The sequence below is a fragment of the Flavobacterium sp. 40-81 genome, assembly GCF_001898245.1.
GTDB classification, from domain to species: Bacteria; Bacteroidota; Bacteroidia; order Flavobacteriales; family Flavobacteriaceae; genus Flavobacterium; species Flavobacterium inviolabile.
In genome coordinates this window covers 1-26,722 of record NZ_MKTM01000022.1, presented here as the reverse complement: position 1 = coordinate 26,722, position 26,722 = coordinate 1, and the positions used below count along the sequence as shown (strand labels likewise).

Here is a 26,722-nt window from a genome sequence, read left to right as displayed (position 1 = left end):
TGTTTAGTTTTTTAGTTGAGAAGTGAAAATTCTACCGGTTTTATCATCCGAAAACATTATCTGGTTTTTGCCGTAAAATGTTGGGAACATTTCGGTAAAAACTTCTGTATTGGTGATTTTTTTCGGTCTGAAAGCGCTGGTGTCAAAAAGGTATATCTCGGAATTGCTTACCGTATGCCCGTCTTCACTTTCGTCTAAAAAACCTAATAAGTATTTGTCGTCTGCCGACCAGGAAGTTGCGATTCCGGTGCCCACTTTTGTTCCTTTTCCGTCTCCGTTAAGGTCGTAAACAAAAATGTCCGGACCGTTGTGTACCGCTACTTTTTTACCGTCATTGGATAAAATAGCGTTGTAGAATTGTCCTTCATCGCCGGTAACTACCCAGCTTTTATCGCTGGCCAGATCTTTGGCTTCGATTTTTAAAGTCGTCAGGTTGGTGTAAACAACTATGTTTGTTGTTTCACCCTGAAACGAAGGCAGGAAGTTGTGATTGATGTTTGTTTTACGTTCCAGTTGTTTGGTGGCAACATCATAGGCCATAACTCTGGATTGTGAGAAATATTCTTTTTCTCCTTTTTCCTTGAAATAAAAAACGGTACCGTTCTTATCCCAGCTGTAACCATAACCGCTACCATCCTTATCGGAAATTTTGACAACAGTGTTTTTTTTCAGGTCTAAAAGATAGAGCCCTTTAAAATGCTCGCCTGTTAGCAAGGCATAGTCCCCGTTTGGAGCTACTACGGGATTGGTGTAAAATCCCTCAACATTAATGCGATTGAATTCGGATAGTTTCTGGGCATGGCCGCTGATGCCTAAAAACAACATCGAAATGAAAAGTAGGTTTTTTTTCATAATGTATAGATTTGATTTTCATAAAATTAGCATTTATATTTTATAAAACGTCAAATTTTTATTAACAAATAATTAATATTATAATGCTTGTTAATATTTTAATGCAGCCTTTCGGAAATAAAAAAAGTGCTTTAATTACTAAAGCACTTTGGTTGGTACAGCCTGAAAACAGGGGTATTATTTACGGAATTTATTCCGGGTGATAATGTTCTTTAATTTGGATTTAAGATCTTCACCGGTGTCAAAAACCATTTGTTCGTTGCTTGGGAACGGCACGGCTTTGCGGTCAAAATACTGGTAGTAATTTTCATCGCTGGCACGTCGGTCTCCGTTATAATTGGCATAGATGTTCTGGAAAACAAATTCACTGCTCAACGGGAAAGTTTCGATCAGCTGGTTGGTTTTAAAATCGATATAATCAACTTTAGCCGTTATCTGGCAGGCTTTGAATTGTGTAAATTCATAGATGTTGATTTTTATCGTACGGAAGTTGTCTACTTTAATTGGTTTGCCCAAACTGTCTCTTACCACACGTCCGTTTGCATCCAACAGGTTTTTTACGCCGTCTTTGATCTGTTTTTCCTTGATGAATTGTTTTTCTTTGATTTGTTCCGGAGTGATTTTAATATCCCTGAAGTTTACAATTAAACCAAAATCGTAAGTCACTCCTTTTTGCCGGTTACTGTGGTAAACGGTCCATTTGTCGTTTAATCCCAGTGTGCTGAAATCCAGAAGGTCGTTTTGCAGACCAACCGGAATGACCATATTGGTTTCGTTTTTTGTATAGACGTTTACAAAGTCGGTACCTTTAAATTGTGCCTCATCCATTAATTTTTTGACATCTTTAAAGCCCGGGCTTAAGGTTTCCAGATAAGCGAAATCGTCATAAGCTCTTCTGAAATTCATTTTGTCGTTGGTAGCCAACAAAGCTTTGGAGTTGTTATACAGGTGTTTGGCAAGTGCATTTTTGCTGCTTATGATCTGATCGGAATAATCGTCAAAAGGGAAAAGGGCATTGCGTTTTTCTTTCAGCAACTGCAAAGGCAATAGCGGGCGGATGCGTTCCTGGCGGTTGTTAAGCTGTAAATAGGTATTGTACAGTTTTTCCAGTTTGGAAGGATTGGCATCTTTTATCAGTAAATCGATAGTCCGTAAATCACGTTCTTTGGCTTTGGCAAACGCTTCTTCCAGTAAATAGACATAATCCTGTTTACCTTTGGCATTTTTGTTATTGCTCAGTCCTTCGATAGCGCGGTTAATAGCACCGTCATAATCGCCTTCGCTGATCATGCTTTGGGTTTGTTTGACACCACAGGAATAAACAAATGCTATTACGGAGAACAGCGCTATAATTTTCTTCATAAATCGGACATTTTACTTTGGGTCAAAAATATAATTTTTTTAAGAGGTATTTTCGGTCAGGACATAAAAAAACTCCGAATTTAATCCGGAGTTTGATTTTGATTCAGAAAGAATCTATTTTCTTTCGAAAGCGGGAAGCAGTTTACTGGAAACTTCTCCGAATCCGATTCTTACATTGTTATTCTGGCAGTATCCTTTCATGATTACAGTATCGCCGTCATTGATGAATTTACGCTCGGAACCGTCATTCATTTTAATCGGGTTTTTTCCGCCCCAGGTTAATTCCAGCATCGAACCGAAACTGTCTTCTGTTGGACCGGAAATAGTACCGGAACCCATCATATCACCTGAATTCACACGGCAACCGTTGATGGTGTGGTGTGCCAGCTGCTGACTCATTGTCCAGTACATGTATTTGAAGTTGGATTTACTAACGCTGGTTGCTTCTGCATTTTCCGGTGCAATTAATACTTCCAGATTAATATCGAAAGCATGATCGCCGGTTTGCTGTAAATAAGGCAGCGGAGCCGGTTCCTGTACAGGACTTGCTACGCGGAAAGGTTCCAAAGCGTCTAAGGTTACAATCCACGGAGAGATGGAAGAGGCAAAGTTTTTCGCTAAGAATGGTCCCAGCGGCACATATTCCCATTTCTGGATGTCACGGGCACTCCAGTCGTTTAGTAAAACCATACCAAAGATATAGTCTTCGGTTTCACCAACAGGGATATTTTCGCCCATGATGTTGGCATCGGTTGTGATGAAAGCGGTTTCCAATTCGAAATCCACCGTACGGGAAGGTCCGAATACCGGTTGTGTTTCCCCGTTTGGAAGGGTTTGTCCCATCGGACGGTGAATCGGGATTCCGGAAGGAACTATCGTTGAACTTCTTCCGTGGTAACCCACCGGAATGTGCAGCCAGTTTGGCAATAAGGCATTGTCCGGATCACGGAACATTTTACCAACATTGGTAGCATGTTCTTTACTGGAATAGAAATCAGTATAATCACCGATTAAAACCGGCAATTGCATTTCAATATCGTTAACATTGAAAATCACAACTTCTTTGTGCGCTTCATTATCTCTTAATTGCGGATTTACGGCATCAAAAATTTCAGCCAGGCGGTTACGAACCAATCGCCATGTTTTTTTTCCATCGGAGATAAAGTCGTTCAGCGTATCCTGCATGAACATATCGTCTGTTAATTCTATTCCTTCAAAGTACCCTAATTGTTGTAAGGCTCCCATATCGATCGCAAAATCACCAATACGAGTTCCTATGGTTACGACATCGTCTTTTGTTATGAAAACTCCAAATGGAATATTTTGGATTGGGAAATCGCTGTTTTCAGAGACGTGTAACCACGATTTTCTGTTAGGGTCATTGGCACTTATAGGCATATTGTTTGTTGTTTTTGTTGTTGAAAAATTCGAAATCAAATATAGTCCCTATTGTGAATTTAACAAACGATTTTCGTATTTTTGAACTCAATTTAACGAAATATTATAAAATGCAACGCGACGAACAAATTTTCGACTTAATTCTTGAAGAACAAGATAGACAAATTCACGGACTGGAACTTATTGCTTCAGAGAATTTCGTGAGTGATCAGGTAATGGAAGCAGCGGGTTCTGTTTTAACAAATAAATATGCAGAAGGATATCCCGGAAAAAGATACTATGGCGGATGTGAAGTAGTGGATGTTATTGAGCAGATTGCGATAGACAGAGCGAAGGCTTTGTTTGGAGCGGCTTATGTGAATGTACAACCGCATTCCGGTTCTCAGGCCAATACAGCTGTTTTTGCTGCCTGTTTAAAACCGGGTGACAAAATATTAGGTTTTGACCTTTCACACGGTGGTCACTTAACACACGGTTCACCGGTTAATTTCTCCGGAAAATTATACAATCCTGTATTTTACGGAGTAGAGCAGGAAACAGGAATGCTGAACTATGATAAAATTCAGGAAATTGCTACGAAAGAGCAGCCTAAATTGATCATTGCAGGTGCTTCTGCGTATTCCCGCGATATGGATTTTGCGCGTTTCAGAGCAATTGCAGACAGCGTTGGGGCTATTTTAATGGCAGATATTTCACATCCTGCCGGATTAATCGCGAAAGGATTAATGAATGACCCGGTTCCGCATTGTCATATTATTACAACTACGACACACAAAACATTAAGAGGTCCGAGAGGAGGAATGATCATGATGGGGAACGATTTTGAGAACCCATTCGGAATCAAGACACCTAAAGGAGAAATCAGAATGATGTCGTCTTTATTGGACGGAGCTGTTTTTCCTGGAAATCAGGGCGGACCGTTAGAGCATATCATCGCCGCTAAAGCGGTTGCTTTTGGGGAAGCTTTAACCGATGAGTTTTTCACTTATGCAATGCAGGTACAAAAGAATGCCAAAGCGATGGCTGCTGCCTTTGTGAAAAGAGGGTATAACATCATTTCCGGAGGAACGGACAATCACATGATGTTAATTGACCTGAGAAATAAGAATATTTCCGGTAAAGAGGCTGAAAATGCTTTGGTAAAAGCGGAAATTACCGTTAATAAAAACATGGTTCCTTTTGATGATAAATCACCATTTGTAACCTCTGGTATCCGTGTGGGAACTCCTGCCGTTACTACCCGTGGATTGGTGGAAGCCGATATGGAAACAATTGTTGCTTTGATTGATAAGGTAATTATGAACCACACAAACGAAGAAATTCTTGAAGAAGTTGCCGACGAAGTAAACGATATGATGAGCGAAAGAGCGATGTTCGTTTTTTAATCAGCGATCAGTAAATATTAAAAATCCCTCTTTTTAGGAGGGATTTTTTGTTTTTATTCCGGTAACAAAATTAAATGATAAAAGAGTTGACATCTATATTGAATCCCATTGTAAAAAGGGACTAAAAATAGTCTGGAGTAGTGTAAACGTTATAACAACTGGCTGAAGTTAATTATCAGCACAATCAGTTGTCTTATTAGCATAATCATTATCTGTACCATAAGTAAATCAATGACTTTATAAAGGTTTAACGGACTGCAAGTTACAAAAAAAGGAATAAACGTTTTACGGTTTTTCCTATTATTTTTTATGGATATTCTTAATAAAATCATAAATTTTATAGTGTAATGCCGGCTATATTCCGGTTCCGGGTTTCCGATGGATGCCCGTCTAAACAGGTAAAACAATAAACTGATATCACAAATCAAAACTTCCGCTGTTTTTAGGGCATGGTTGTTTTCTTTTTTTGAAAAAAATAGAAAAAGCAGCTAAACAGGCATTGTGTTTGATAATTAAAATAGCGTTAAAAAGCGGCATAATATTTTTATGTCGTCCTTAATTTGTTATTTTTAAACTTTAAAAAAATTTCAGCCTGGTGAAATCGTTATATTTATTATTTCTTGTAATCGGATTATCCGTAAATGGTTTTGCGCAAAATGATTTTATCATCAAATCCAAACCGATACCGCGTTTGAAGATACCCATCGCCGCTCCGGATAAAGCATCGAATACCACTGCTTTTCCATCGATGAATTTTGGTGCTTCCATTTTTGATACTCCCGTGAATCCTTTAGATGCTTTAAAACCGAATACGTCTTCTTTTCAGATTGGCGATACCAATAATTCCGGTTTTGGCAGCGAAAAAGAGAAGTTCGCAAATCCGGGAGAGGTATATGTAGACAGGCTGAAACAGGATTTTAAAGGAGAAGGCAACGGCGATTCCAGGATTTTTAAAAGGGATCAGTCCTTTGGTGAGATCAGAACGAAATCGGAATTTGTAAAAATACTGTACCGTGACCATGAATATGTAGACGGGGATATGATTAAGGTACTGGTTAACGGTAAGATTGTGGTTGCGCAGGTAATACTACAGGGCGATTTTAAAGGAATTACACTGGGTCTGGAAAAGGGATTCAACAAACTGGACTTTGAAGCGCTAAACCAGGGAAGTTCCGGTCCCAACACAGCGGAGTTTAATATCTTTGATGATAAAGGACAGACGCTGTCGGCAAACCGATGGGATCTGGCCACCGGCTTTAAAGCAACAATAATGATTATCAGAGAATAATATAAAAATAAAAAATCCCTTTTTAAAGGGATTTTTTATTTAGTCTCTTTCGGGCTGCAAACCACTTGCAATCGCAATCCGGTTCCAGCTGTTAATGGTTACTATGCCAAACATCACCTGGGCAAGATAGTTGTCGTCTTTTAAAGCCTCCTGTGCTCTTTTAAAGGTAGCATCCGATACATGGTGCTGGATCAGGGTCATTTCTTCCGTTAATGCTAAAATAGCCTGCTCTTCTTCGGTAAAGAAAGGCGTGTCTCTCCAGGCATTCAATGCATAAATCCGTTGTTCCGTTTCGCCGGCTTTTCGGGCATCTTTGGTGTGCATGTTAATGCAGAATGCACAGCCGTTAATCTGGGAAGCTCGGATTTTTATCAGCTCTTTGTGGGTAGTGGTCAGTTTGGAACTGCTTAAATATTTTTCAAAGGCATACATTATTTTATATGCTTCCGGTTCTACCTGACTAAGGTTTATTCTAATGTCCATAACTATTGATTTTTAATATTATAGGACAAAGTTATGGGCTGCAAACCGGAAAAAAATTAAGAAAACCTAAGAAATACTATTTTGTGTTTTTTTTTCGGATTTCACTCAGGTATTCCGGTGTCAAGCCCAGAAAGGACGCCAGCATGTATTGCGGTACGCGCTGGATAAAGCCCGGATACAGTTTGGCGAACTGGGAGTAACGTTCTTCTCCCGATAAAGCAAATATATACTGGATCCGGATTAAAGAAGCGGTATAGGCTATTTCCAGGTTTTTACGGAAATAGCTCTCTATTTTAGGAACCCGGAGAAACAGTTCTTCTTCTTTTTCCTTGCTGTAATATAACACTTCCGAGCGTTCCAGTGCCTGGATGTAAAACTTGGACGGCTGTCCGGATGAAAAGCTGACATAATCAGTTATCCACCAGTTTTCAAGTCCGAACTGAATAACCTGTTCCCTTCCGTTTTCGGTTATGATATACAAACGGAAACAGCCTTTAAGGATAAAATAGTTGTATTTGCAAAGACTGCCTTCCTGTAGCAGAAACTCTTTTTTGGCAATATCTTTGGAACTGAAATACGTTTTTATGATATTTTCGTCTTCAGCAGTAAGGGATACAGATTTTTTAATATGAAGAAAAAGTTGTTCAAACATAGCAGGAGCTTTGGTATAAAGATAATCGATTCTTAGCGGATAGCTTTGATTTTAAGCATAGTATTTTGCCGGAACAATGGTTTCCGGAAAGGTACTCTCTTTAATCGTTATAGTTCTTTTGAAAGCCGGATAAGGTGTCTGCACTTAATCCCGTTTTCATAAATAGGCTCTTTATAATTTGTGGTAAAGAAGTCTTTTTCAATATTAAAAATGTCAAATCCCTGTTTCTGGTATAAATACAGCTGACCGATGCTGGAATTGCCGGTGGCAATTTGAATGGTCCGAAAACCTTTTTTCCGGGCTTCTCCGGCGGCATGGTCAAGCAGCTGCTTTCCAATTCCTTTTTGCTGACAGGCTTCCTGTACGGCTATGTTTTTGATCTCTGCCGTCGCGGTATCTATGGGAAACAGTACATAAACTCCAACGGCAGCCGTTCCGGCATACATGACAAATACAAACGACTGATGGATATAACTGTCAATCATTGCTTTTGACGGATCGGCCAGGTATAATAAATCATACGGAAGCGGCTCGGTCTTATCCAGCTGTTTTATGGTCATTTAGTTTTTGTTTAAGGTCAGCTTTGTTAAGTCTTCTGCGCTGTTTCTAAAAGTTACTGTAGCGGAATCTTTATTCTTTAATGGTGAAGGTTGGGTCACAATATAACAATGATCGATGTTCTCGTAGTTGATGTCGTCAATCTGAACGATTTCGTCACCAATGCCCACGGTTCCTCTTATGGCATCGTCCCAGATAATCCCCACGACTAATTTGTCGTTAACGATAGTGGGCTTGAAACCAAATTGTTTTTCCTTTAGGTCATAGCTTTCCCTGAAAGGCTCAAAATAGAAGTATTTGTTCTTATAATCGATGGTTACGATACCGTGATTGAGCAGTTCGGCACCAAATCTGGAGTTTTGATCGCTGGTAGTTTCAACGGTTGCGTTTTTAAAAGGAATACCGTTAATTTTTATTTCCGGAATGGTAAAGCGGTAATTTTTGGTACCGCCGGCATTGCCAAAAATACCGATGGTGGCATTGCCATAGCCTTCCTGTGTATTGGTAAAAAGGTTTTCATTTTTAAAAATATCATAGGCTCTTAGTGACATATCGTATAAATTGTTCATACCGGTATCGAATAAAAGCTGTTCTCTGGCACTTTTTTTATTTCGTAGCTCAATGGTAATATACGGACTGCTCTGATTGTCCACGAGTATTAATTTTGAAGCGTGTTTTTTATTCAGGTTTAATTTGGAATGATTGTCGGTTATGGTGATTGTCTTTTTTACAGAAGAAAGATGCAGGATGGAATTTCGCAGCATGTTACTGCCGATGAATCCATCAATGTTCATGCATTCGGAAATCAGTTTGTTGTCGCTAACCAAAGCCGGAACGCCATTAAAGGCAATATTGCCCAAGGTGACTTCCGGTAAAGAAACCATTTTCAGGCTGTCGATTGTTCCGTTGGCATCTGTAATATTGGCATTGGTAAGCACTGCCGGTTTGAGATGGTCGTATAGTTTTTTTGTGATAATGCAGGGCGCACCGGTATCGAGCAGGAAACGATAGGTTTTATTCTGGATGACAACCGGTATGATAATCTTATTGTTTACATTTTCGTATGCAATCTCCGCATGATAATCCTTTTGACTGGTTCCGCCCTGGTTAAAGGTAAACTGCTGGGCAGTGGTTGTAAATGGAATGAAGCATAGCAACAGGAGGCATAGGTAATGTTTCATGGAATTTGGTTTTATTTCGATAAATATACAAATTCACGGTTAACGATTAATTCCGGAAAATGTTAAACTCAAAAAAATGATACCCGGTTTATAATAAAAAAAACAGCCTCATTACAACAATGAGGCTGGGCTGTAAAACGAATTACGGTTTTTATTTTTTTGGTTTGGGAAGATTATCAGACGTTTTTTTCTGTTTGGAAATCTCTTTTACCAATACATATTTTAAAGATGAGGCATCTGCCGGCGGATTGTCAATTTTTTCTTCTTTTACTTCCAGCACATATTCATTTCCTTCTTCATACTTGAATCCTTCAATACCGCTGTACCAGAACTCCCAGTCTTTTTGACCGTCTTTTTTGATCAACAGGCATTTCTGCGGGGCTACTCCGGTACAGTCTGCCTGCTGTGAGGCGATTGTGAGCTGGAAAGTTGCCGCCACTTCGGCTTTTTGCGGTAATCCTTCCGATACTTTAGCTGTTTTGGAAATTTCCTTTACCAAAACATATTTCATAGCGGGTGCATCTGCCGGCGGATTGTCGATTTTTTCTTCTTTTACTTCCAATACATATTCATTTCCTTCTTCATAGTTGAATCCTTCAATTCCGCCATAAAGATTTTCCCAGTCTTTCTGATTTTCTTTTTTAATCAACAGACATTTTTGCGGGGCTACTCCAACACAATCTGCTTCCTGTGAAGCAATTGTTAGTTTCATCACTTCGTTTTTGTTACAGGAAGTAAACAAAAATAGTGACAGTAAAAAATACATTACAGGTCTAAACATAAAACTTGATTTTAAGATTATTGATTTTGTTGAATGCTGTTTTATCCGATCGATGCGGATAGAAACGAATGTAGTAAAGTGGATGTATATTACAAATATAGTATTTTTTGTTATAAAAATCGTATTAAATGCGGGAATACCGGCTATAAAAAAACCGTCTTGAATTTCAAAACGGTTTTTTTATAGGTATTGTAATGTATATTATAAGTGGATCACTTCGCCATAAGCATCGGCAACAGCTTCCATTACAGCTTCACTCATGGTTGGGTGAGGGTGGATAGCTTTCAGGATTTCATGTCCTGTAGTTTCCAGTTTACGCGCTACAACTGCTTCAGCAATCATGTCGGTAACACCGGCTCCAATCATATGGCATCCTAACCATTCTCCGTATTTAGCATCGAAGATCACTTTTACAAAACCGTCCGGAGTACCGGCAGCTTTTGCTTTTCCTGATGCAGAGAAAGGGAATTTACCCACTTTGATTTCATATCCTTTTTCTTTAGCCTGTTTTTCAGTCAATCCAACGGAAGCAATTTCCGGAGTAGCGTATGTACAACCTGGAACGTTTCCGTAGTCGATTGGCTCTACATGTAATCCGGCGATTTTTTCAACACAAAGAATACCTTCAGCAGAAGCAACGTGTGCCAAAGCTTGTCCCGGTACAACATCACCGATGGCATAATAACCCGGAATGTTTGTTTGATAGTAATCGTTTACTAAGATTTTATCTCTGTCTGTCGCAATTCCAACTTCTTCCAAACCGATATTTTCAATATTGGATTTGATTCCTACAGCAGAAAGTACGATATCGGCTTCTAAAATTTCTTCTCCTTTAGCTGTTTTTACCGTTGCTTTAACACCCGTTCCGGTTGTATCAACTTTTTCAACAGAAGCATTTGTCATGATTTTGATACCTGCTTTTTTCAATGAACGCTCAAATTGTTTTGAGATATCTTCGTCTTCTACAGGAACAATATTTGGCATGAACTCTACAATAGTAACATCGGTTCCCATTGCATTGTAAAAATGAGCAAACTCAACACCAATAGCACCGGAACCAACAACAATCATCGATTTAGGCTGCTCGGCTAAAGTCATTGCCTGACGGTATCCGATTACTTTTTTACCATCCTGCGGTAAGTTTGGCAATTCACGGGAACGGGCTCCGGTAGCGATGATAATATGATCTGCCGTATATTCCGTTACTTTTCCGTCTTTATCCGTTACGTCAATTTTTTTACCCGGTTTTACTTTACCGAAACCGTCAATAACGTCAATTTTATTTTTTTTCATCAAGAACTGAATCCCTTTGCTCATTCCGTCTGCAACACCACGGCTGCGGGAAATAATAGCATTGAAATCTTTATCAAATTCTTTGATCGTTAATCCGTAATCTGAAGCGTGTTTTAGGTAATCAAAAACCTGAGCAGATTTTAATAATGCTTTTGTTGGAATACATCCCCAGTTTAAGCAAATACCACCTAAGTTTTCTTTTTCGATAATGGCTACTTTAAAGCCCAATTGTGATGCTCTGATAGCTGTTACATATCCACCCGGACCACTTCCTAAAACAATAATATCGTATTTCATAAAAGTATAATTTCTAATGAATTTTCTGCGTACGAAAATAGGGATTTATTTGTTTATTGAAAAGTTTCGTACTATCAATTTTTAAAACGTGTGGAAAATTAATAGCCTAAAAATATTGTTTTAATAGCTTTTAAAAGAAATTTCTAGCAATTTTTCAACTTTTCAATCATAAATCACGGTTGTCGTATTTATTCCGTAATGGCAAACTGTGAATAATAAAGGTTTTTATAGAAACCGTCTTCTTTATTGAGCAGTTCATAATGGGTGCCTTCTTCTACAATTTCTCCTTTGTCCATTACGATGATTTTATCGGCATTGATAATGGTTGCCAAACGGTGTGCAATCACGATGGAGGTTCTTCCCTGCGTGATGGTTTCGGTTGCCCGTTGTATCAGTTCTTCCGAATAGGAATCGATGGAAGAAGTGGCTTCATCAAGGATCAAAACGCTTGGATTGCTCACAAAGGCTCTTAAAAAGGCGATAAGCTGACGTTGTCCGGAAGACAGCATCACACCGCGTTCTTTTACATTATAGTCGTAACCTTCCGGCAGGCTCATGATAAAATCATGTACGCCTATTTTTTGTGCTGCGTTAATAACATCTTCGCGGCTAATGGCCGGATTGTGCAGGGTAATATTGTTTAAGATCGAATCGGCAAATAAAAAGACATCCTGTAATACAATGGCAATTTGTTTGCGAAGACTTTCAATTGTAAAATCATGTATATCCGTATTGTCAATGCTGATTTTCCCGCTGTCAATTTCATAAAAGCGGTTCAAAAGGTTGATAATGGTGGATTTTCCGGCTCCGGTTGCTCCAACGATGGCTATGGTTTCGCCGGCCTTAACTTTCAGGTTGATGCCTTTGAGGACTTCTTCGCCCTGTATGTAGCTGAAGTGTACTTTTTCAAACTGGATATCTCCTTTAAAATGGGTCGCTTCAACGGTTCCGGATGTTTGTAAATGGTCGTCAATGTCCAATACTTCAAAAACCCTTTCGGCGGCGATTATCCCCATCTGCATTACGTTGAATTTATCCGCAATCTGACGCAAAGGATTGAATAGCATGTTAATCAGCATCGTGTAGGCGAATAAATCCCCGAAAGTAGTGGTATTGTCACCATTCAGGATGTTCAGTCCACCATACCAAACGATACAGCCTAACGTTAGCGAAGAAACAATATCGGCTATCGGGAAGAAGATGGAGTTGTACAGGATATTTTTAAGCCACGCATCATTGTGTTTCTGGTTGATGACCTTGAATTTTTCGAATTCAATTTCTTCACGGTTAAAAAGCTGTACGATTTTCATACCGGTAACGCGTTCCTGTACAAAGGTGTTCAGGTTGCCCACCTGATTACGAACTTCTTCGAAAGCAATTTTCATTTTTTGCTGGAAAACACGCGTTGCATATAACAAAATTGGCATTCCCAAAACAACAATACAGCTTAATTTCCAGTTCATATAGAACATGATTCCCAGAATGACAACCATTTTGAGCAGGTCACTCACGATCATAAACAATCCCTGGCTGAAGATACTGGCTATGGATTCGATATCGGAAACGGAACGGGTGACTAATTTTCCAACCGGTTCGTTGTCGAAATATTTCATCCGGAAATTCGAGATATGGCGAAACAGTTTTTCACGGATATCTTTTACAATATCCTGACCTAACCAGTTTGCCCAGTAAACAAAGTAAAACTGCGAAGCGACCTCCAGAATAAGGATCAGTGCCATTAAAAGAATATACAGCAGCAATCCTTCTGCATCGTGGGTTTTCAGGTACTCATCGACAGTTTGTTTTAGTAAATAGGGACGAAGAGCAGCAAAGATGGAAAGGGATACAGCCCACAATATAACGCCGTTAAAGCGGTTTTGATAAGGCTTTGCAAAGTGCATTACTTTTCGTAAAGAAATAGATTTTATGGCTTTCATATTTATGGGCGCTCTTGGATATACGGATAGATAACTTTCGTCAGGTACAAACCGTGTGCCGGTACTGAAAAACCTGCTTCACTACGGTTTTTGCTTTCAATTATTTTTCTGAAATCATCCAATGTAGTTTTACCTAATCCAATTTTTATTAATGTCCCGACAATAGCTCTGACCATGTTTCTTAAGAAACGATCAGCGGTAATTGTAAAGACTAACCGTGTTTCGTTTTGCTGCCAATGGGCTGCCGTGATTTTGCAATTAAATGTCCTAACATCGGTATGTACTTTTGAAAAACATTCAAAATCGATGTATTCAAACAGTATTTCGGATGCCTGATTCATCGCAGCGACATCAAGCGCGTGGAAATGATACCAGCTTCCTTCATTTTCAAAGGCATCTTTGAAAGTGTGGATATGATATTCATAGGTTCTGCTTGTGGCATCAAAACGGGCATGCGCCTCATCATGCAGCGGAATAAGACGGTAAACCACGATATCTTTTGGTAAAAAAGAGTTTAATTTTTGTACCCAGTAATCGGAATTTAAGGTTTCTTCATAATCAAAATGGGCATACATTTGTTTGGCGTGTACTCCGGAATCGGTTCTTCCGGCTCCAACAAGGTCGATAGGCCTGCGCAATAAAACCGTTAAAGCTTTATTTAAAGTTTCCTGAACCGATATAGCATGAGGCTGATATTGCCAGCCGTGATAGTTTTTTCCGTTATAAGCAAATTCTATGAAATATCTCAAAGTTTAATTTCCTAAATTATATAAGAAACAAAGATAAGTTAATTCGATAATTGGCAAATTTGAAAATGCTATAATTTTAAGTTAAAACATGGTAAAGTATGCTTATTTTTGTGTTTTAACAAATCGCCCTATACTTCTTTAAACCTTTTCCTTTTGAAAAAAATTCTGTTACTTTCCGATACGCACAGTCATCTTGATGATACGATTCTGAAATATGTTGATCAGGCCGATGAAGTCTGGCATGCCGGTGATATAGGGGATTTGTCGGTTACGGATGCCATTAAGGAACGTAAACCTTTGCGGGCGGTTTACGGCAATATTGACGATGGTAAAGCGCGGCTGGAGTTTCCGTTAAACAACCGGTTTTTCTGTGAAGGGGTTTCGGTCTGGATAACCCACATTGGCGGTTATCCCGGAAAATACAATCCGGCGATTCGTGCGGAGTTAAAGGAAAATCCGCCGAAACTGTTTATTTGCGGGCATTCCCATATTTTAAAAGTGCAGTTTGATAAAGAACTGAATTTACTGCACATGAATCCCGGAGCAGCAGGAAAACACGGTTTTCATCAGATGAGAACCATGCTGCGTTTTGAGATTGACGGGGATAAAATCCAGAAACTGGAAGTAATCGAAATCGGGAAAAGAGCCTGATTTTAGTCCGGTAATTCCACTTTGATATAAATCAATGTCCCGGTATTCGACTTGGAGTTGATATTGATGTTTCCATTCATACTTCTTATCCGCGCTTTAATTTGTGTGAGTCCGAATCCTTCTTTGTGTTCGGTGTTTTTGGTGTCAAATCCGATACCGTTATCTTCAATATTGATAAACAGCTGGTTGCGGTTCTGGTCGACAGAAAGGTAGGCTTTTGTGGCCCGGCTGTGTTTGATGACATTGTTTAACAATTCGGCAACAATAAAATAGATCTTCATTTCAAACTCGCTGTTGTAGCGCGAATCTTTAGGGGTATAATTGGTAAACTCGAACTGGATCAGGGTATTCGAGTTTTTCTCACAGAGATCCTGCAACGCGGCAAACAATCCCAGTTTTTCAAGTACCGGCGGAATCAGGGTGTGTGACAAATCCCTGATTTTGTCGTGGGCTTCCTTAATGATGGCTCTTGTTTTGGTGAGTTCCGGTGAGGATTCGGTTAAATTGGTTGTTTCGTAGGCCATGAGGTGTAAGCTGGCCGAAGAGAGCAGGGCGCTAATGCTGTCGTGCAGTACGCCGGCAAGTCTTTTTCGTTCAAATTCCTGACCGTCAATGGTTGCGTTGATGATGTTTTGCTGGATTTTATTGTTGACGTCTTTAAGTTTGTTTTTTTGTTTAAGGCGCAGGTTCTGGTAAAAGAAATAGAACAAAATGCTGCAAAAGGCAAACAGGGTGATAAAGATATACAGCAGTTTTTTGTTCCGGGCTTCCTTGTCTTTTAGCAGCTGCTCTTTGGTTTTGTAATTGTCTTCAATTTTATAGATTTTATATTTGGTTTCGGTATCTCTCAGCTGTGAACTAACCCGTTCGTTAAACAGTGCTTCCGTAATATCAATGTATTTGTTGAGATAATGATTGGCGGTTTTGTAGTCGTCCATCTTTTCGTATACATACGATAAATTGAGGTAGGTATCGGCGGTTTTAATCGAAAGCGTGTCATTGGGCTTGGACGCTAAAATTTCAAGAAAAATATCCCGTGCTTTTTCGTTGTCGTTCTTAACCTGCAAATAATAATAGGCGAGGTTGCTGCGGGTGTTGTTCATGTAGTTGGTATTGCGCGATGTTTCGGCATAGAGTAAAGTCGTATCGAGGTATTTTTTAGCCAGGTCATAATTGGCGGTTTTGAGGTAAAATGCCGCACAGTTGCTGTAACCCAGATATTTTTGATTGGTTGTTCCGTTGTTTTTGGCAATGTTCAGAATCCGGTTCATGTAATAACGGGAGCTGTCCATTTTGTTTTTTTCGGTAAAGATTTTGAATAATCCCTGTTGTGCCCAGGCAGCAAGGGAATCGTTTTTTTGATGAATAGCGGATTTTTCGCTTTTTCGAAGGTAATCAATCGCTTTTTTGATGTTTTTTGTTTCTTCAAAACATATTCCGATATATTTGAGAATGATGGCTTCCTGAAGATGAAGTTTTTGTTTTTCGGCTATTTGTAAGGTGCTGAAAAGGGTGGTTATAGCTATATTATAGTCTTTAAGACGGATGTAGATCCGGGCTTTCTGAATGTTTTTGTTGCATAAAGCGGAATAGTTTTTATTGTAAAGATGGTATTCCGATTGTTTTTTGAGGTATTGCAACGCTTTCAGATCCTGGTGCGTGTTACTGTAATAGTCAGCCGAGTCAATTCCTGTTTGGTTTTGTGCCCAAAGAGTCTGACCTATAAAAAACAAGAGTAGAAAAGTAATTTTTTTCAATATCAGATTTCGATTACGATTTTAGGTTTTGTTGCGGTTAAGCCGTTTTCTGTTTGTTCCATGTCAATATTGAGTCTGCTGCTGCCGGAAGTAGGGATGTTTTCATCTCTTATAATATAACGGGAAGACGGTTTTTTGTCCATGTCCAGTTTTATTTCTACCCGGTGGGTATCGGTTGTTCCGTCATAAGTGTATAGGTAATCACAGTTGTCGGGAATCGTGATCTTTAAATTAAAAGAATCATTTCCATTATCACGCACTTCATATTCTTTAAGTAAGGCCATAATTATGTAGATTTATTGGTTAATCAAATTATTCCGGATAGCAAATTTTACTAGTCCTATCGTGTTTTTTACGTTGAGTTTTTTGATTAGATTTTTCCGGTGTGTTTCTACAGTGTTGGTGCTTATAAAAAGTTCTTCGCTAATTTCCTTGCCGCTGTATTCTCTGGAAATGAGTTTTAAGATTTCCAGTTCGCGGTCGGTAATGAGCATTAATAATTCGCTGTTTTCAATGGATTTATCGTTGTTGATACCGGTAAAAGAAAGAAATATCTTTTCACGGATGGCTTTGGAATAGTATTCTTCTCCTTTGCTCACGCAGGTAATGGCATCTACGATGTGTTCGCTTGCGCATTGTTTGGTGAGGTATCCTTTTGCGCCCAGCTGTATGACCTCTTTGATTAGCTTGGCGTCGTCATAACTGGATAAAACAATAACATGGCAGGGGAAACCTTTTTCCGAAAATTCTTTTAAGACTTCTATTCCGTCTTTGCAGGGCATGTTGATGTCGATTACCAGGACGTCTACATTCTGATTGTAGATGTTTTCCAATAGTTCAACACCATTAAGGGAGTAGCCTACCACTTCGAAATTCTTGTTTGTTTTTAAAACAGCAAGAATTCCTTCTATTAAAACCAAATGGTCATCGGCTAAATGAATTCGTATTTTGGTACTCATCGCCACTGTTTTTATTCAAATTTAACACTATTTGCGACATGTATTTATTTTAAAGGTAAATATTTTGAGATATCTATAATTAAAAACGATAAAGTGTTTGAAAAAAACGATAAAAAAAGATTTGGGTATAAATAAAAAATCCGGATCAAATTTGATCCGGATTTTTAACGCACTAATAAACTAAGATGATAGGTTTATCGTAATCGGTCTACAGATTTTACGAGATCATCATCCTTCTTGATGGCTTTATTGGCTAAAACCAAAAAGACGATAGAAACAATAGGAAGAAGCATCCCAATACCTTTCTCAGAAACTTCCGTTTCTCCAGATAAATTTAGTGAACGATACACAAATAATCCTAGTAATATAACGTTTAATATCATGTTCAACCGGTTCATAACAAACTGGTTTTGTCTGTTTTTAAAGCTAAATATACTAATCAATGAAAGTGTGGTACTCAGGCCGCATAAAGAAACGTATACCAGGTTTGACATAAAGAATACTTTTTCTCCCGCAGCATTTATCCATAAAGGGAATACGAATGGTAAAACCCCCGAAAAGATAAAAGCGATTAAAAGATATACGGACTGAATTCTCTGTATCATTTTGATTTCATTGTGGCACAAAAATAGTATTTCTTTTTTGAAAAAAAATGATACGGTATAAAATAAATTCGTATTATTGCATAGTTAAACCGTAAGTACTTCATTCTGCGGTTCTTTCGTTTCAAAAAAAATACTACCCAAAAACTTAGATCTACATTACATTTAATTTAACTAGAAAACGATTCATGTTTGATATTTCTGTATTAAAAGAAATGAAGCTTGCTGAGCTTCAAGAGATTGCGAAAATTGCGAAAATTAATAAGTACCGAAACCTTAAAAAAGACGAATTAATTTACCAGATTCTCGATCATCAAGCGACAAACCCAGAAGTCGTAAAACCAGCTTTAAAAGAAGAGGCTCCGAAACCGGAGGAAAAGGTAAAAAGAACGAGAATTGCACCGGGAAAGCCTCTGAAAAAAGAAAACAAAGCAGAAAATAAGCCTGCTGTACCAGTCAAAGAAGTGCCTAATGTAAAAGAAGCGGTTCAGCCGGTTAAGAAAGAAGAAGTTATGCCAGCTGCTGTTGAGGAAAAAGAAGTGAAAGCTTCGGAAACTGCAGCAAATAAAAAAGAAAATACTTTTACCAAGAAAAAAGAATTTCAGCAAAAACCACAACGTTTTACCAAAGAGAATAATCAAAATACACAGGCTCCTGTACAGGCGCGTTCTCAGGTAAAACAGGAGACTACTCCGGAAGAAACAGTTTCTGTTTCGAAACCTCAAAACAGTTCTAATCAGAACAACCCGCAAAACCCAAATCCAAATCCAAACCAGAAGAATAAAAAACAAAATTTCAGAGAACCTGATTATGAGTTCGATGGTATTATTGAAAGTGAAGGTGTATTGGAAATGATGCCGGACGGTTATGGCTTTTTGCGTTCTTCCGATTATAATTACCTGGCATCGCCGGATGATATTTATTTGTCACAATCCCAGATTCGTTTGTTCGGACTGAAAACGGGTGATACGGTTAAAGGTGTGGTGCGTCCTCCGAAAGAAGGAGAGAAGTATTTCCCGCTGGTAAGAGTGTTGAAAATTAACGGACATGATCCGCAGGTGGTTCGTGACAGGGTTTCTTTTGAACATTTAACTCCGTTGTTTCCGGAAGAAAAATTCAATCTTGCTGAAAAACAAAGTACCATTTCAACCCGAATTATCGATTTGTTTTCCCCAATAGGTAAAGGACAGCGTGGTATGATCGTGGCGCAGCCAAAAACAGGTAAAACGATGTTGTTGAAGGATATTGCCAATACCATTGCAGCGAATCATCCTGAAGTATATTTAATTGTTTTGCTAATTGACGAGCGACCGGAAGAGGTTACCGATATGCAGCGCAGTGTTAGGGGAGAAGTTATTGCTTCTACTTTTGATGAGCCAGCTGAGCGCCATGTTAAGGTAGCGAATATTGTTCTGGAAAAAGCAAAACGTCTGGTAGAATGCGGACATGATGTTGTTATTCTGTTGGATTCAATTACCCGTCTGGCAAGAGCTTATAATACCGTTCAGCCGGCTTCCGGAAAGGTATTGAGCGGTGGTGTGGATGCCAATGCATTGCAAAAGCCAAAACGTTTCTTCGGAGCTGCCCGTAATATCGAAAATGGCGGTTCGTTGAGTATTATTGCTACAGCATTAACGGAAACCGGTTCTAAGATGGACGAAGTTATCTTTGAAGAGTTTAAAGGTACCGGTAATATGGAATTGCAATTGGATCGAAAAATTGCAAACAAACGTATATTCCCTGCAATTGATCTTACGTCGTCAAGTACCCGTCGTGATGATTTATTACTGGACGAAGGTACGATTCAGAGAATGTGGATCATGCGTAAATACCTGGCGGATATGAATCCTGTTGAAGCAATGGATTTTATTAATGACAGGTTTAAAAAGACCCGAAATAACGAAGAGTTTCTGATCTCAATGAATGATTAAGAAAAGATATTTATATAAAAAGGGCGTTTACAATTTGTAAACGCCCTTTTTAATTATTGGAAGTTTTATTTTAAACAGCCGAAGCCGGTTTTTTAGCTCTTATTAATAATATAAAGCCGATAATGATAAAAGGAATGCTCAGCCATTGTCCGGTCGAGAACATGCCTAATTCGTTTTCAAATCCGCCCTGGCTTTCTTTAACGTATTCCACTACAAAACGAACGGTCCAGAGTAATACCAGGAAGATGCCGAAAAGGTAGCCTAATTTCTCTCTGGCATTGGTTTTCCAGTATAGGAAGAATAAGATCAGGAATACGAAAACATATCCCAATGCTTCATATAGCTGTGCCGGATGTTTCGGGATTACGCTTTCCAGCAAAGGTGCAAACTGCGGATTGGTTTCAATGGCTTTGTAAGCTTCTGCTGGGTTGTTGATGTTTGTTAGCTGCATGGCTTCTCTCGGACTGAATTTGTCCTGTATAAAACGGATTCCTAAAGAAGAAGTGGTTTCATGACCTATGATTTCCGAGTTGAAAAAGTTTCCAAATCGTACAAAAATACCGCCACAGGTAACCGGAATAACGATCCGGTCTAAAATCCAGAGAATCGGTTTGTGGATTATTTTTTTGCTGTAATAATACATGACTAATATGATGGCAATTGCCGCGCCGTGACTGGCTAAACCGGCAAATCCGGTAAATTCAAAGGATGGCTCAAATCGGAAAGGCAATAGTATTTCCAGTTTGTGATCTTTGAAATAATCCCAGTCATAAAAGAAAACGTGTCCTAAACGGGCTCCGATTAAGGTTGCAAAAACGGTATAAATAAATAAGGAGTCAAGTTTTTCGATGGAGATCCCTTCTCTCTGGTAGATGTGCTTCATAAGGTACCATCCTAATCCAAAGGCAACTACGAACATTAAACTGTAATAACGAACGGTGAAAAAGCCTAAATCGATTCCGTGTGAAGGATTCCAAACAAACTGTAAAGCGTGTGTCATAATTAATTCTGTACTTTTTATTTCGGTAAAAATAGATAAATGAATTTTAAGGAGTATAATAATTAAGGTAAATTTAATTATAAAGTTACGGAACGGGATCGTAACCTTTTCCGCCCCAGGGGTTGCAGCTTATAATGCGTTTTGCGGCCAGCCAGCTTCCTTTTAGCAGGCCGTGTTTTTGCAGGGCTTCAATGGAATATTGAGAGCAGGTGGGAGAGTAGCGGCAGACGGATGGTGTGAATGGTGATATTGCCGTCTGGTAAAAGCGGATTAAAAAAACGAAAGGGAATATGATGACTTTTTTGAAATTCATTTTGCGGTAAATAAAAAATGATGAAGTTTTGGGCTTCATCATTTGGTGTTTGTATTTTTAACTAACGGTAAAGGAAGTACCTTCTTTTCCGTCTTTTAATTGTATTCCTAAAGTTAACAACTGGTCGCGTATCTGGTCGGAGAGCTGGAAATTTTTATTGGCTCTCGCTTCATTTCTCATTCCAATCAGCATGTTGATCACGCCTTCCAGTTTGTTGTTTTCATCGGCACTTAGTTTTTCGTTTTGCAATCCTAAAATGTCAAAAACGAAAGCTTTTATGGCCTTTTTAAAACTTTCTAAATCAGCGGCATTCAGGGTTTCCTTGGATTCTTTCAGCAGGTTGATGTAGCGAACGGCTTCAAAAAGCTGTGCAATCAGTATCGGGCTGTTAAAATCGTCGTTCATGGCATCATAGCAAGCCTGTTTCCAGGATTGAATGTTGATTGAAGAGGTGGCAGCCGGTTCAATTTCGTTTAGATTGTCAATAGCTTCCATTAAACGGTTGAATCCTTTTTCGGAAGCTAAAATGGCATCATCGGAAAAGTCCAGTATGCTTCTGTAGTGTGCCTGTAATATGAAAAAACGGGCTACTGCAGGAGAGAATGCTTTGCTCAGGATGTTGTTTTCACCCGAAAAAAGTTCTCTTGGCAGGATATTGTTTCCGGTTGATTTTGCCATTTTTTTACCGTTAAGGGTAAGCATATTGGCGTGCATCCAGTAATTTACCGGAGAATGGCCGGTGCAGGCTTCATTTTGTGCGATTTCACATTCGTGGTGCGGGAATTTTAAGTCCATTCCGCCGCCATGTATGTCAAATCGTTCTCCTAAATATTTTGTGCTCATTGCGGTACATTCCAGGTGCCATCCCGGGAATCCGTCACCCCAGGGTGAAGGCCATCGCATGATATGCTGTGGTTCTGCGTTTTTCCAAAGCGCAAAATCCTGTGGGTTCTTTTTGTCGGATTGTCCGTCAAGTTCCCGTGTATTGGCAATCATGTCTTCGATATTTCTACCGCTTAAGATACCGTAATTATTGGTTTTGTTGTATTTGATAACATCAAAATAGACGGAACCGTTTACGATGTAGGCAAATCCGTTATCGATGATTTGTTTGATGATTTCGATCTGTTCAATAATATGCCCGGTTGCCGTTGGTTCGATACTTGGGGCAAGGTTGTTGAATAATTCCAGGATCTGGTGAAAATCAACGGTATATTTCTGAACGACTTCCATCGGTTCGATCTGGTCGATACGTGCTTTTTTGGCGATTTTGTCTTCGCCTTCGTCTTCATCGTCCACTATGTGGCCAACGTCGGTGATGTTACGGACATAACGAACTTTGTATCCAAGATGTTTCAGATATCGGTATATTAAATCAAAAGAGATAAAAGTTCTACAATTCCCAAGATGTACATTGCTGTAAACCGTAGGTCCACAAACATACATTCCAACATTTCCCTCATGAATAGGAGTGAAAAGTTCTTTTTCTCCGGAAAGAGAATTGTAAATTTTTAAATTTTGATTCTGATATAAATGCATCTTTTGTCTATTCGTTATTTGGTTATTAAACTATTTAATAAGTAACAAACTAAAACTGAGTGTCTAATTTAATGTAGTCCAGGAATTCTCTGCGTACTTTGTCTTCTTTGAATTTTCCTCCGAATTCTGCTGTTACGGTGCTGCTTTCGATGTCGCGGATTCCTCTGGAATTCACGCAAAGGTGTTTGGCATCAATAACGCAGGCAACATCCTGAGTATTTAGTACTCTTTGTAGTTCCTGTACAATCTGGATTGTTAGTCTTTCCTGAACCTGAGGCCTTTTTGCAAAGAAATCCACGATACGGTTCATTTTGGAAAGTCCAACAACGGTACCGTTTGAAATATAGGCTACATGGGCACGGCCTACTATTGGAAGCAGGTGGTGTTCGCAGGTTGAATAAACAGTGATGTTTTTTTCAACAAGCATTTCGCCGTATTTGTATTTATTGTCAAAAGTAGAAGAGCTTGGTTTTTTGGAAGGGTTTAAACCGCCAAAAATTTCTTTTACAAACATTTTGGCAACACGGTTTGGTGTTCCTTTTAAGCTATCGTCTGTTAAGTCTAATCCTAAAGTGTTTAGAATGCTCTCGACATCTTTTTTAATTGCGTTTATCTTTTCTTCGTCAGATATGTTAAAAGCATCCGGACGTAATGGGGTTTCAGCACTTGATGCTATATGATTGTCTCCCATTTCGTCATGCAAATCATCACTATGAATCATTATATAAGTTTTTAATGTAAGAAAATTTAGTTTGCAAAGATAACTAATAAACTTGATTCTGTATTCTGAATATAGTTGTAAATTAAGGATAAAATGTTAATCATTTAATAAAATAAAAAAGACCAAACCGGAGTTTAGTCTTTCTGAAATATTTTATGAGGAGATTCCTGTTTATTTTTTACAAGAACCGTCTTTATTCAGGAAAGTGGTGCAATAGTCACTCCATGAATAACACATCCATTGGGAAGTTACTCCTTTATTATCGATTACTCTCCATCGAAACCATTTTGAAGATAGCATTTCCAGGGTAAGTGGTGAGGAAAAGATATAGTCATTATTTGATTTTGTGAAGTTGTTAGCATACTTGCTGTCTGTTGATTTGAAAAACACCGGTTTTTCTAAATATTCAGAAGGATTAATACCGCATGCGTTATTTTGTACCTCTATAGTATAGCCTTGTGTTAAATCTTGCGTCGTTGTTACCTTTAATATAGCATTTTCAGCAGAATTTACCGAAGTAAGTGTCAGGGTAGATTTTGCATTCTGTGCAGATAAAGAGGTAATGAATAATAGAAATAATCCTATAATGCTTTTGGAATAAAATTGTTTCATATGAAATTTCAGGTTGGTTATAGGTTGTAAAACTATAAAAAAAATCGAATAATTGTCAATGTAACAGAATTATTTAACTATAAGCTGGTTTTTTGTTAGGAGATTTTGGTTAAAATGTTAATTTTCATGGTAAAAACTTTTTTTTTCTTCAATAAAGTTAATTGTTTCTTAATTTTATGTAAATTTCGCGTTCCAAAAAACTAATTCATAATGAGAAATAATTACCTGTTATTGTTATTATTTTGCATTTTCTCGGTCAACATGTTTGCGCAAGCCCCCGGCTGTGCTAATGTTCAAGGAGGAGATGTTAACGGTAATCCTGTCGCTCCGATTTGTAATCCGGGTGAGTGTAGGGATCTTACAGCAACATTTTTACAAACCGGAGGAACCAATACTTATGCGGTATCCTCTGTAAATTATGCTCCGCCATTTCCTTTTACTGGTGGAACACCCGTTTCAGTAAATACTGACGATATTTGGTCAAACGCTATTACGTTACCTTTTAAGTTCTGTTATTTCGGAGTAAATTACACAACTTGTTACGTGGGATCAAATGGAATTATTTCATTTAACCCTCAGACACCAGGAGGTTTTTGTGATTATTCCATACCGAATGCGCAAATTCCAACGACATCAACAGGCATGCACCGTAATGCAATTATGTTGTATCAGGATATTGATCCAAGGTTTTCAAGACCTGCTAACCAACCACAAATTTCAGTTAATTATCAGGTGTTAGGAGCGTATCCTTGTAGATCACTTGTTGTGAATTTTAGTAATGTACCTTATTATTATAGTACCAGTTCTGGGGCGACTGATTCTCACGTGGATAATACTTTTCAAATTGTATTGTATGAAACAACAAATGCCATTGAGTTTTATGTAAAAGCAAGACCTAATCCAACTTCAGTAATCTCAAGTCCTATTAATGGAGGACGAGTAGTTTTGGGTATTCAGAATGCTGCGGGTACTGTTGGTTTTACACCTCCGGGCAGAAATACAGGAACCTGGACAGTAACTACTCCTGAAGCATGGCGTTTTACTCCGGCTGGACCTTCAAATGTAACATTCCAATGGTTGTTGAATGGTGATCCAATCAGTACCAATACTTCTATTACAGTATGTCCGACGGCTTCAACAACCTATACGGCTGAAGCGACTTATACAGCATGTGATGGAACAAAAACAGTTGTTCGGGATAATGTAGATGTTATTTATGCTCCTTTTTCAGTTAACGAGCCTAATGATTTATATAAATGCCCGGGAGATACTTCTTGCTGGGATTTGACCGTTAATAATCCTGTGGTTTTAGGTGCCCTGAATCCTGCGGATTATCCGGTCACTTATTATCCGACTTTGGCGGATGCCCAGATTGAAGCGAATTATATTCCGACACCGGACTGCTATTTCCCAGCAGCTGGTAATAATACAGTATATGTAAGAGTTAATAACCCTAGCTCTGATTGTTATGATATAAAAAGTTTTGAACTATTAATAGGAGGAACAACACCTCCCGATTTTACACAGGTTGGACCATATTGCATCGGGTCTAACCCGGCACCACTTCCTACAACTTCTAATGATGGTTTTCAGGGAACCTGGAATCCGGCGACTATTAATACGACTGCTGTAGGAACGACTACTTATACTTTCACACCTGATCCAGGTCAGTGTGCATCTTCTACAACTATGGATATCCAGATTATTGCTGCACCAACGGCTGCTATAGCTAATGGGGCAACAGTGTGTTCCGGTACGTCTACAACATTAAACGTTAGTGGTACACCAAATGCAACAGTAGACTATACTGTTGGTAATAATCCTACTACTATTCCATTGACTTTAGATCCTTCCGGAAATGGAACGATTACAACACCGGTTCTAACAGCAGATACTACCTTTACTATTGTAAATGTTACTTCTGCAGGAACGCCTTCATGTTCTCAGGCAATGTCCAGTTCTGTATTGGTTTTGGTAAAACAATTACCAACAGCTACAATTTCAGGAACAGCTACAATCTGTTCCGGACAAACAGCTGTTATCACCTTTACAGGAACAGCAGGTGCTACCGTTCATTATACTGCAGACGGTAACCCGGCAGATATTACATTGGATGCTTCTGGAAACGGAACAGTAACTACTCCTGTATTAACTGCAGATAGTACTTACACTTTAGTAGATATCGATTCTAATGGTACACCGAACTGTTATAATACGTTAACGGGTAGTGTAACTATCACTGTTAATGCATTACCAACGGCTACGATCAGCGGAGCGACAACAATCTGTTCGGGTGACACAGCAGTGCTGACTTTTAACGGTACACCAAATGCTGTAGTTACCTATACCAATGGTACGACCAACGCGACAGTAACCTTAGACGGTACCGGAGCAGGAAGTGCAACAGTTGGTCCGTTAACG

At 38.9% G+C, this 26,722-nt stretch carries 25 protein-coding genes; 5 read left to right on the top strand and 20 right to left on the bottom strand.

The features are described from left to right. Positions 1 to 3: 3 nt before the first annotated feature. The 3 genes from BGO42_RS08280 to fahA form a co-directional block, all read right to left on the bottom strand. Positions 4 to 852: a TolB-like translocation protein gene (locus BGO42_RS08280; RefSeq protein WP_177734910.1), complete on the bottom strand. Its 849-nt coding sequence runs from the start codon at positions 850 to 852 to the stop codon at positions 4 to 6. A 177-nt stretch (positions 853 to 1,029) separates the two neighbouring features. Beyond that, entirely contained in the window at positions 1,030 to 2,214 is a 1,185-nt protein-coding gene (locus tag BGO42_RS08275) for a hypothetical protein (RefSeq protein WP_177734907.1), read from the bottom strand. Positions 2,215 to 2,328: 114 nt separating this feature from the next. Continuing rightward, entirely contained in the window at positions 2,329 to 3,612 is a 1,284-nt protein-coding gene (gene fahA / locus BGO42_RS08270) for a fumarylacetoacetase (protein ID WP_273245419.1), read from the bottom strand. 110 nt (positions 3,613 to 3,722) lie between these two features. Between fahA and glyA the strand changes: the two genes are divergently transcribed. Then, positions 3,723 to 4,997 carry a serine hydroxymethyltransferase gene (gene glyA, locus BGO42_RS08265; RefSeq protein WP_177734903.1) on the top strand — a complete coding sequence of 425 codons (1,275 nt, stop codon included), beginning with the start codon at positions 3,723 to 3,725 and terminating at the stop codon, positions 4,995 to 4,997. A 595-nt stretch (positions 4,998 to 5,592) separates the two neighbouring features. Further along, complete coding sequence (locus BGO42_RS08260) at positions 5,593 to 6,285, top strand: hypothetical protein (RefSeq protein ID WP_177734901.1); 693 nt, start codon at positions 5,593 to 5,595, stop codon at positions 6,283 to 6,285. Between the two features lie 39 nt (positions 6,286 to 6,324). Here BGO42_RS08260 and BGO42_RS08255 read toward each other — a convergent pair whose 3' ends face one another. The 8 genes from BGO42_RS08255 to truA form a co-directional block, all read right to left on the bottom strand. Then, positions 6,325 to 6,768, bottom strand: coding sequence for a carboxymuconolactone decarboxylase family protein (locus BGO42_RS08255; protein WP_273245421.1), 444 nt, complete (start codon positions 6,766 to 6,768; stop codon positions 6,325 to 6,327). Positions 6,769 to 6,844: 76 nt separating this feature from the next. Next, positions 6,845 to 7,420 (bottom strand): Crp/Fnr family transcriptional regulator, encoded by a 576-nt coding sequence (locus tag BGO42_RS08250; protein WP_273245423.1) that lies wholly within the window; start codon positions 7,418 to 7,420, stop codon positions 6,845 to 6,847. Between the two features lie 107 nt (positions 7,421 to 7,527). Then, entirely contained in the window at positions 7,528 to 7,980 is a 453-nt protein-coding gene (locus BGO42_RS08245; RefSeq protein WP_177734895.1) for a GNAT family N-acetyltransferase, read from the bottom strand. Next, positions 7,981 to 9,159, bottom strand: coding sequence for a retropepsin-like aspartic protease (locus BGO42_RS08240; RefSeq protein ID WP_273245426.1), 1,179 nt, complete (start codon positions 9,157 to 9,159; stop codon positions 7,981 to 7,983). It abuts the gene before it with no gap. 151 nt (positions 9,160 to 9,310) lie between these two features. Then, on the bottom strand, positions 9,311 to 9,871 hold the full coding sequence (locus tag BGO42_RS08235) for a DUF4377 domain-containing protein (protein ID WP_273245427.1): 561 nt from the start codon (positions 9,869 to 9,871) through the stop codon (positions 9,311 to 9,313). A gap of 270 nt (positions 9,872 to 10,141) precedes the next feature. Next, positions 10,142 to 11,530 carry a dihydrolipoyl dehydrogenase gene (gene lpdA, locus BGO42_RS08230; protein ID WP_177734891.1) on the bottom strand — a complete coding sequence of 463 codons (1,389 nt, stop codon included), beginning with the start codon at positions 11,528 to 11,530 and terminating at the stop codon, positions 10,142 to 10,144. A gap of 188 nt (positions 11,531 to 11,718) precedes the next feature. Continuing rightward, a complete protein-coding gene (locus BGO42_RS08225) occupies positions 11,719 to 13,467 on the bottom strand; it encodes an ABC transporter ATP-binding protein (protein WP_177734889.1) in 1,749 nt (582 codons plus the stop codon). 2 nt (positions 13,468 to 13,469) lie between these two features. Then, complete coding sequence (gene truA, locus BGO42_RS08220) at positions 13,470 to 14,216, bottom strand: tRNA pseudouridine(38-40) synthase TruA (RefSeq protein ID WP_177734887.1); 747 nt, start codon at positions 14,214 to 14,216, stop codon at positions 13,470 to 13,472. Positions 14,217 to 14,369: 153 nt separating this feature from the next. Between truA and BGO42_RS08215 the strand changes: the two genes are divergently transcribed. Beyond that, on the top strand, positions 14,370 to 14,867 hold the full coding sequence (locus tag BGO42_RS08215; protein ID WP_273245431.1) for a metallophosphoesterase family protein: 498 nt from the start codon (positions 14,370 to 14,372) through the stop codon (positions 14,865 to 14,867). 2 nt (positions 14,868 to 14,869) lie between these two features. Here BGO42_RS08215 and BGO42_RS08210 read toward each other — a convergent pair whose 3' ends face one another. The 4 genes from BGO42_RS08210 to BGO42_RS08195 form a co-directional block, all read right to left on the bottom strand. Then, a complete protein-coding gene (locus BGO42_RS08210; protein WP_286749051.1) occupies positions 14,870 to 16,624 on the bottom strand; it encodes a tetratricopeptide repeat-containing sensor histidine kinase in 1,755 nt (584 codons plus the stop codon). A 2-nt stretch (positions 16,625 to 16,626) separates the two neighbouring features. Continuing rightward, the gene (locus BGO42_RS08205; protein ID WP_273245461.1) at positions 16,627 to 16,908 is read right to left on the bottom strand and encodes a hypothetical protein; all 282 of its coding nucleotides are present in this window, start codon (positions 16,906 to 16,908) and stop codon (positions 16,627 to 16,629) included. Between the two features lie 12 nt (positions 16,909 to 16,920). After that, positions 16,921 to 17,583 carry a response regulator gene (locus BGO42_RS08200; protein WP_177734879.1) on the bottom strand — a complete coding sequence of 221 codons (663 nt, stop codon included), beginning with the start codon at positions 17,581 to 17,583 and terminating at the stop codon, positions 16,921 to 16,923. 194 nt (positions 17,584 to 17,777) lie between these two features. Then, positions 17,778 to 18,188, bottom strand: coding sequence for a DUF4293 domain-containing protein (locus BGO42_RS08195; protein WP_177734877.1), 411 nt, complete (start codon positions 18,186 to 18,188; stop codon positions 17,778 to 17,780). Between the two features lie 185 nt (positions 18,189 to 18,373). Between BGO42_RS08195 and rho the strand changes: the two genes are divergently transcribed. Continuing rightward, positions 18,374 to 20,116, top strand: coding sequence for a transcription termination factor Rho (gene rho / locus BGO42_RS08190; protein WP_273245463.1), 1,743 nt, complete (start codon positions 18,374 to 18,376; stop codon positions 20,114 to 20,116). Between the two features lie 70 nt (positions 20,117 to 20,186). On the opposite strand, the gene lgt is transcribed toward rho, so the two are convergent. The 5 genes from lgt to BGO42_RS08165 form a co-directional block, all read right to left on the bottom strand. Beyond that, positions 20,187 to 21,116, bottom strand: coding sequence for a prolipoprotein diacylglyceryl transferase (lgt, locus tag BGO42_RS08185; RefSeq protein ID WP_177734872.1), 930 nt, complete (start codon positions 21,114 to 21,116; stop codon positions 20,187 to 20,189). A gap of 85 nt (positions 21,117 to 21,201) precedes the next feature. Beyond that, positions 21,202 to 21,429 carry a membrane protein insertion efficiency factor YidD gene (gene yidD, locus BGO42_RS08180; protein ID WP_502686364.1) on the bottom strand — a complete coding sequence of 76 codons (228 nt, stop codon included), beginning with the start codon at positions 21,427 to 21,429 and terminating at the stop codon, positions 21,202 to 21,204. Positions 21,430 to 21,486: 57 nt separating this feature from the next. Next, complete coding sequence (cysS, locus tag BGO42_RS08175) at positions 21,487 to 22,968, bottom strand: cysteine--tRNA ligase (protein ID WP_273245467.1); 1,482 nt, start codon at positions 22,966 to 22,968, stop codon at positions 21,487 to 21,489. A gap of 49 nt (positions 22,969 to 23,017) precedes the next feature. Continuing rightward, on the bottom strand, positions 23,018 to 23,689 hold the full coding sequence (gene folE, locus BGO42_RS08170) for a GTP cyclohydrolase I FolE (RefSeq protein ID WP_177734868.1): 672 nt from the start codon (positions 23,687 to 23,689) through the stop codon (positions 23,018 to 23,020). 171 nt (positions 23,690 to 23,860) lie between these two features. Beyond that, on the bottom strand, positions 23,861 to 24,301 hold the full coding sequence (locus tag BGO42_RS08165; protein WP_177734866.1) for a hypothetical protein: 441 nt from the start codon (positions 24,299 to 24,301) through the stop codon (positions 23,861 to 23,863). Between the two features lie 210 nt (positions 24,302 to 24,511). Here BGO42_RS08165 and BGO42_RS08160 point away from each other — a divergent pair. Further along, the coding region (locus BGO42_RS08160; RefSeq protein ID WP_502686363.1) for an NIDO-like domain-containing protein at positions 24,512 to 26,722 on the top strand (2,211 nt) is incomplete at its 3' end.

Bases quoted from the DNA above. Each gene is read 5' to 3' on its own strand.
- BGO42_RS08250 (WP_273245423.1), bottom strand. From the start codon at position 7,420: ATGTTTGAACAACTTTTTCTTCATATTAAAAAATCTGTATCCCTTACT.
- BGO42_RS08195 (WP_177734877.1), bottom strand. From the start codon at position 18,188: ATGATACAGAGAATTCAGTCCGTATATCTTTTAATCGCTTTTATCTTT.
- glyA (WP_177734903.1), top strand. From the start codon at position 3,723: ATGCAACGCGACGAACAAATTTTCGACTTAATTCTTGAAGAACAAGAT.
- BGO42_RS08245 (WP_177734895.1), bottom strand. From the start codon at position 7,980: ATGACCATAAAACAGCTGGATAAGACCGAGCCGCTTCCGTATGATTTA.
- rho (WP_273245463.1), top strand. From the start codon at position 18,374: ATGTTTGATATTTCTGTATTAAAAGAAATGAAGCTTGCTGAGCTTCAA.
- BGO42_RS08200 (WP_177734879.1), bottom strand. From the start codon at position 17,583: ATGAGTACCAAAATACGAATTCATTTAGCCGATGACCATTTGGTTTTA.
- lpdA (WP_177734891.1), bottom strand. From the start codon at position 11,530: ATGAAATACGATATTATTGTTTTAGGAAGTGGTCCGGGTGGATATGTA.
- yidD (WP_502686364.1), bottom strand. From the start codon at position 21,429: ATGAATTTCAAAAAAGTCATCATATTCCCTTTCGTTTTTTTAATCCGC.
- BGO42_RS08280 (WP_177734910.1), bottom strand. From the start codon at position 852: ATGAAAAAAAACCTACTTTTCATTTCGATGTTGTTTTTAGGCATCAGC.
- BGO42_RS08255 (WP_273245421.1), bottom strand. From the start codon at position 6,768: ATGGACATTAGAATAAACCTTAGTCAGGTAGAACCGGAAGCATATAAA.
- folE (WP_177734868.1), bottom strand. From the start codon at position 23,689: ATGATTCATAGTGATGATTTGCATGACGAAATGGGAGACAATCATATA.
- cysS (WP_273245467.1), bottom strand. From the start codon at position 22,968: ATGCATTTATATCAGAATCAAAATTTAAAAATTTACAATTCTCTTTCC.
- BGO42_RS08165 (WP_177734866.1), bottom strand. From the start codon at position 24,301: ATGAAACAATTTTATTCCAAAAGCATTATAGGATTATTTCTATTATTC.
- fahA (WP_273245419.1), bottom strand. From the start codon at position 3,612: ATGCCTATAAGTGCCAATGACCCTAACAGAAAATCGTGGTTACACGTC.
- BGO42_RS08225 (WP_177734889.1), bottom strand. From the start codon at position 13,467: ATGAAAGCCATAAAATCTATTTCTTTACGAAAAGTAATGCACTTTGCA.
- lgt (WP_177734872.1), bottom strand. From the start codon at position 21,116: ATGACACACGCTTTACAGTTTGTTTGGAATCCTTCACACGGAATCGAT.
- BGO42_RS08275 (WP_177734907.1), bottom strand. From the start codon at position 2,214: ATGAAGAAAATTATAGCGCTGTTCTCCGTAATAGCATTTGTTTATTCC.
- BGO42_RS08240 (WP_273245426.1), bottom strand. From the start codon at position 9,159: ATGAAACATTACCTATGCCTCCTGTTGCTATGCTTCATTCCATTTACA.
- BGO42_RS08235 (WP_273245427.1), bottom strand. From the start codon at position 9,871: ATGAAACTAACAATTGCTTCACAGGAAGCAGATTGTGTTGGAGTAGCC.
- BGO42_RS08205 (WP_273245461.1), bottom strand. From the start codon at position 16,908: ATGGCCTTACTTAAAGAATATGAAGTGCGTGATAATGGAAATGATTCT.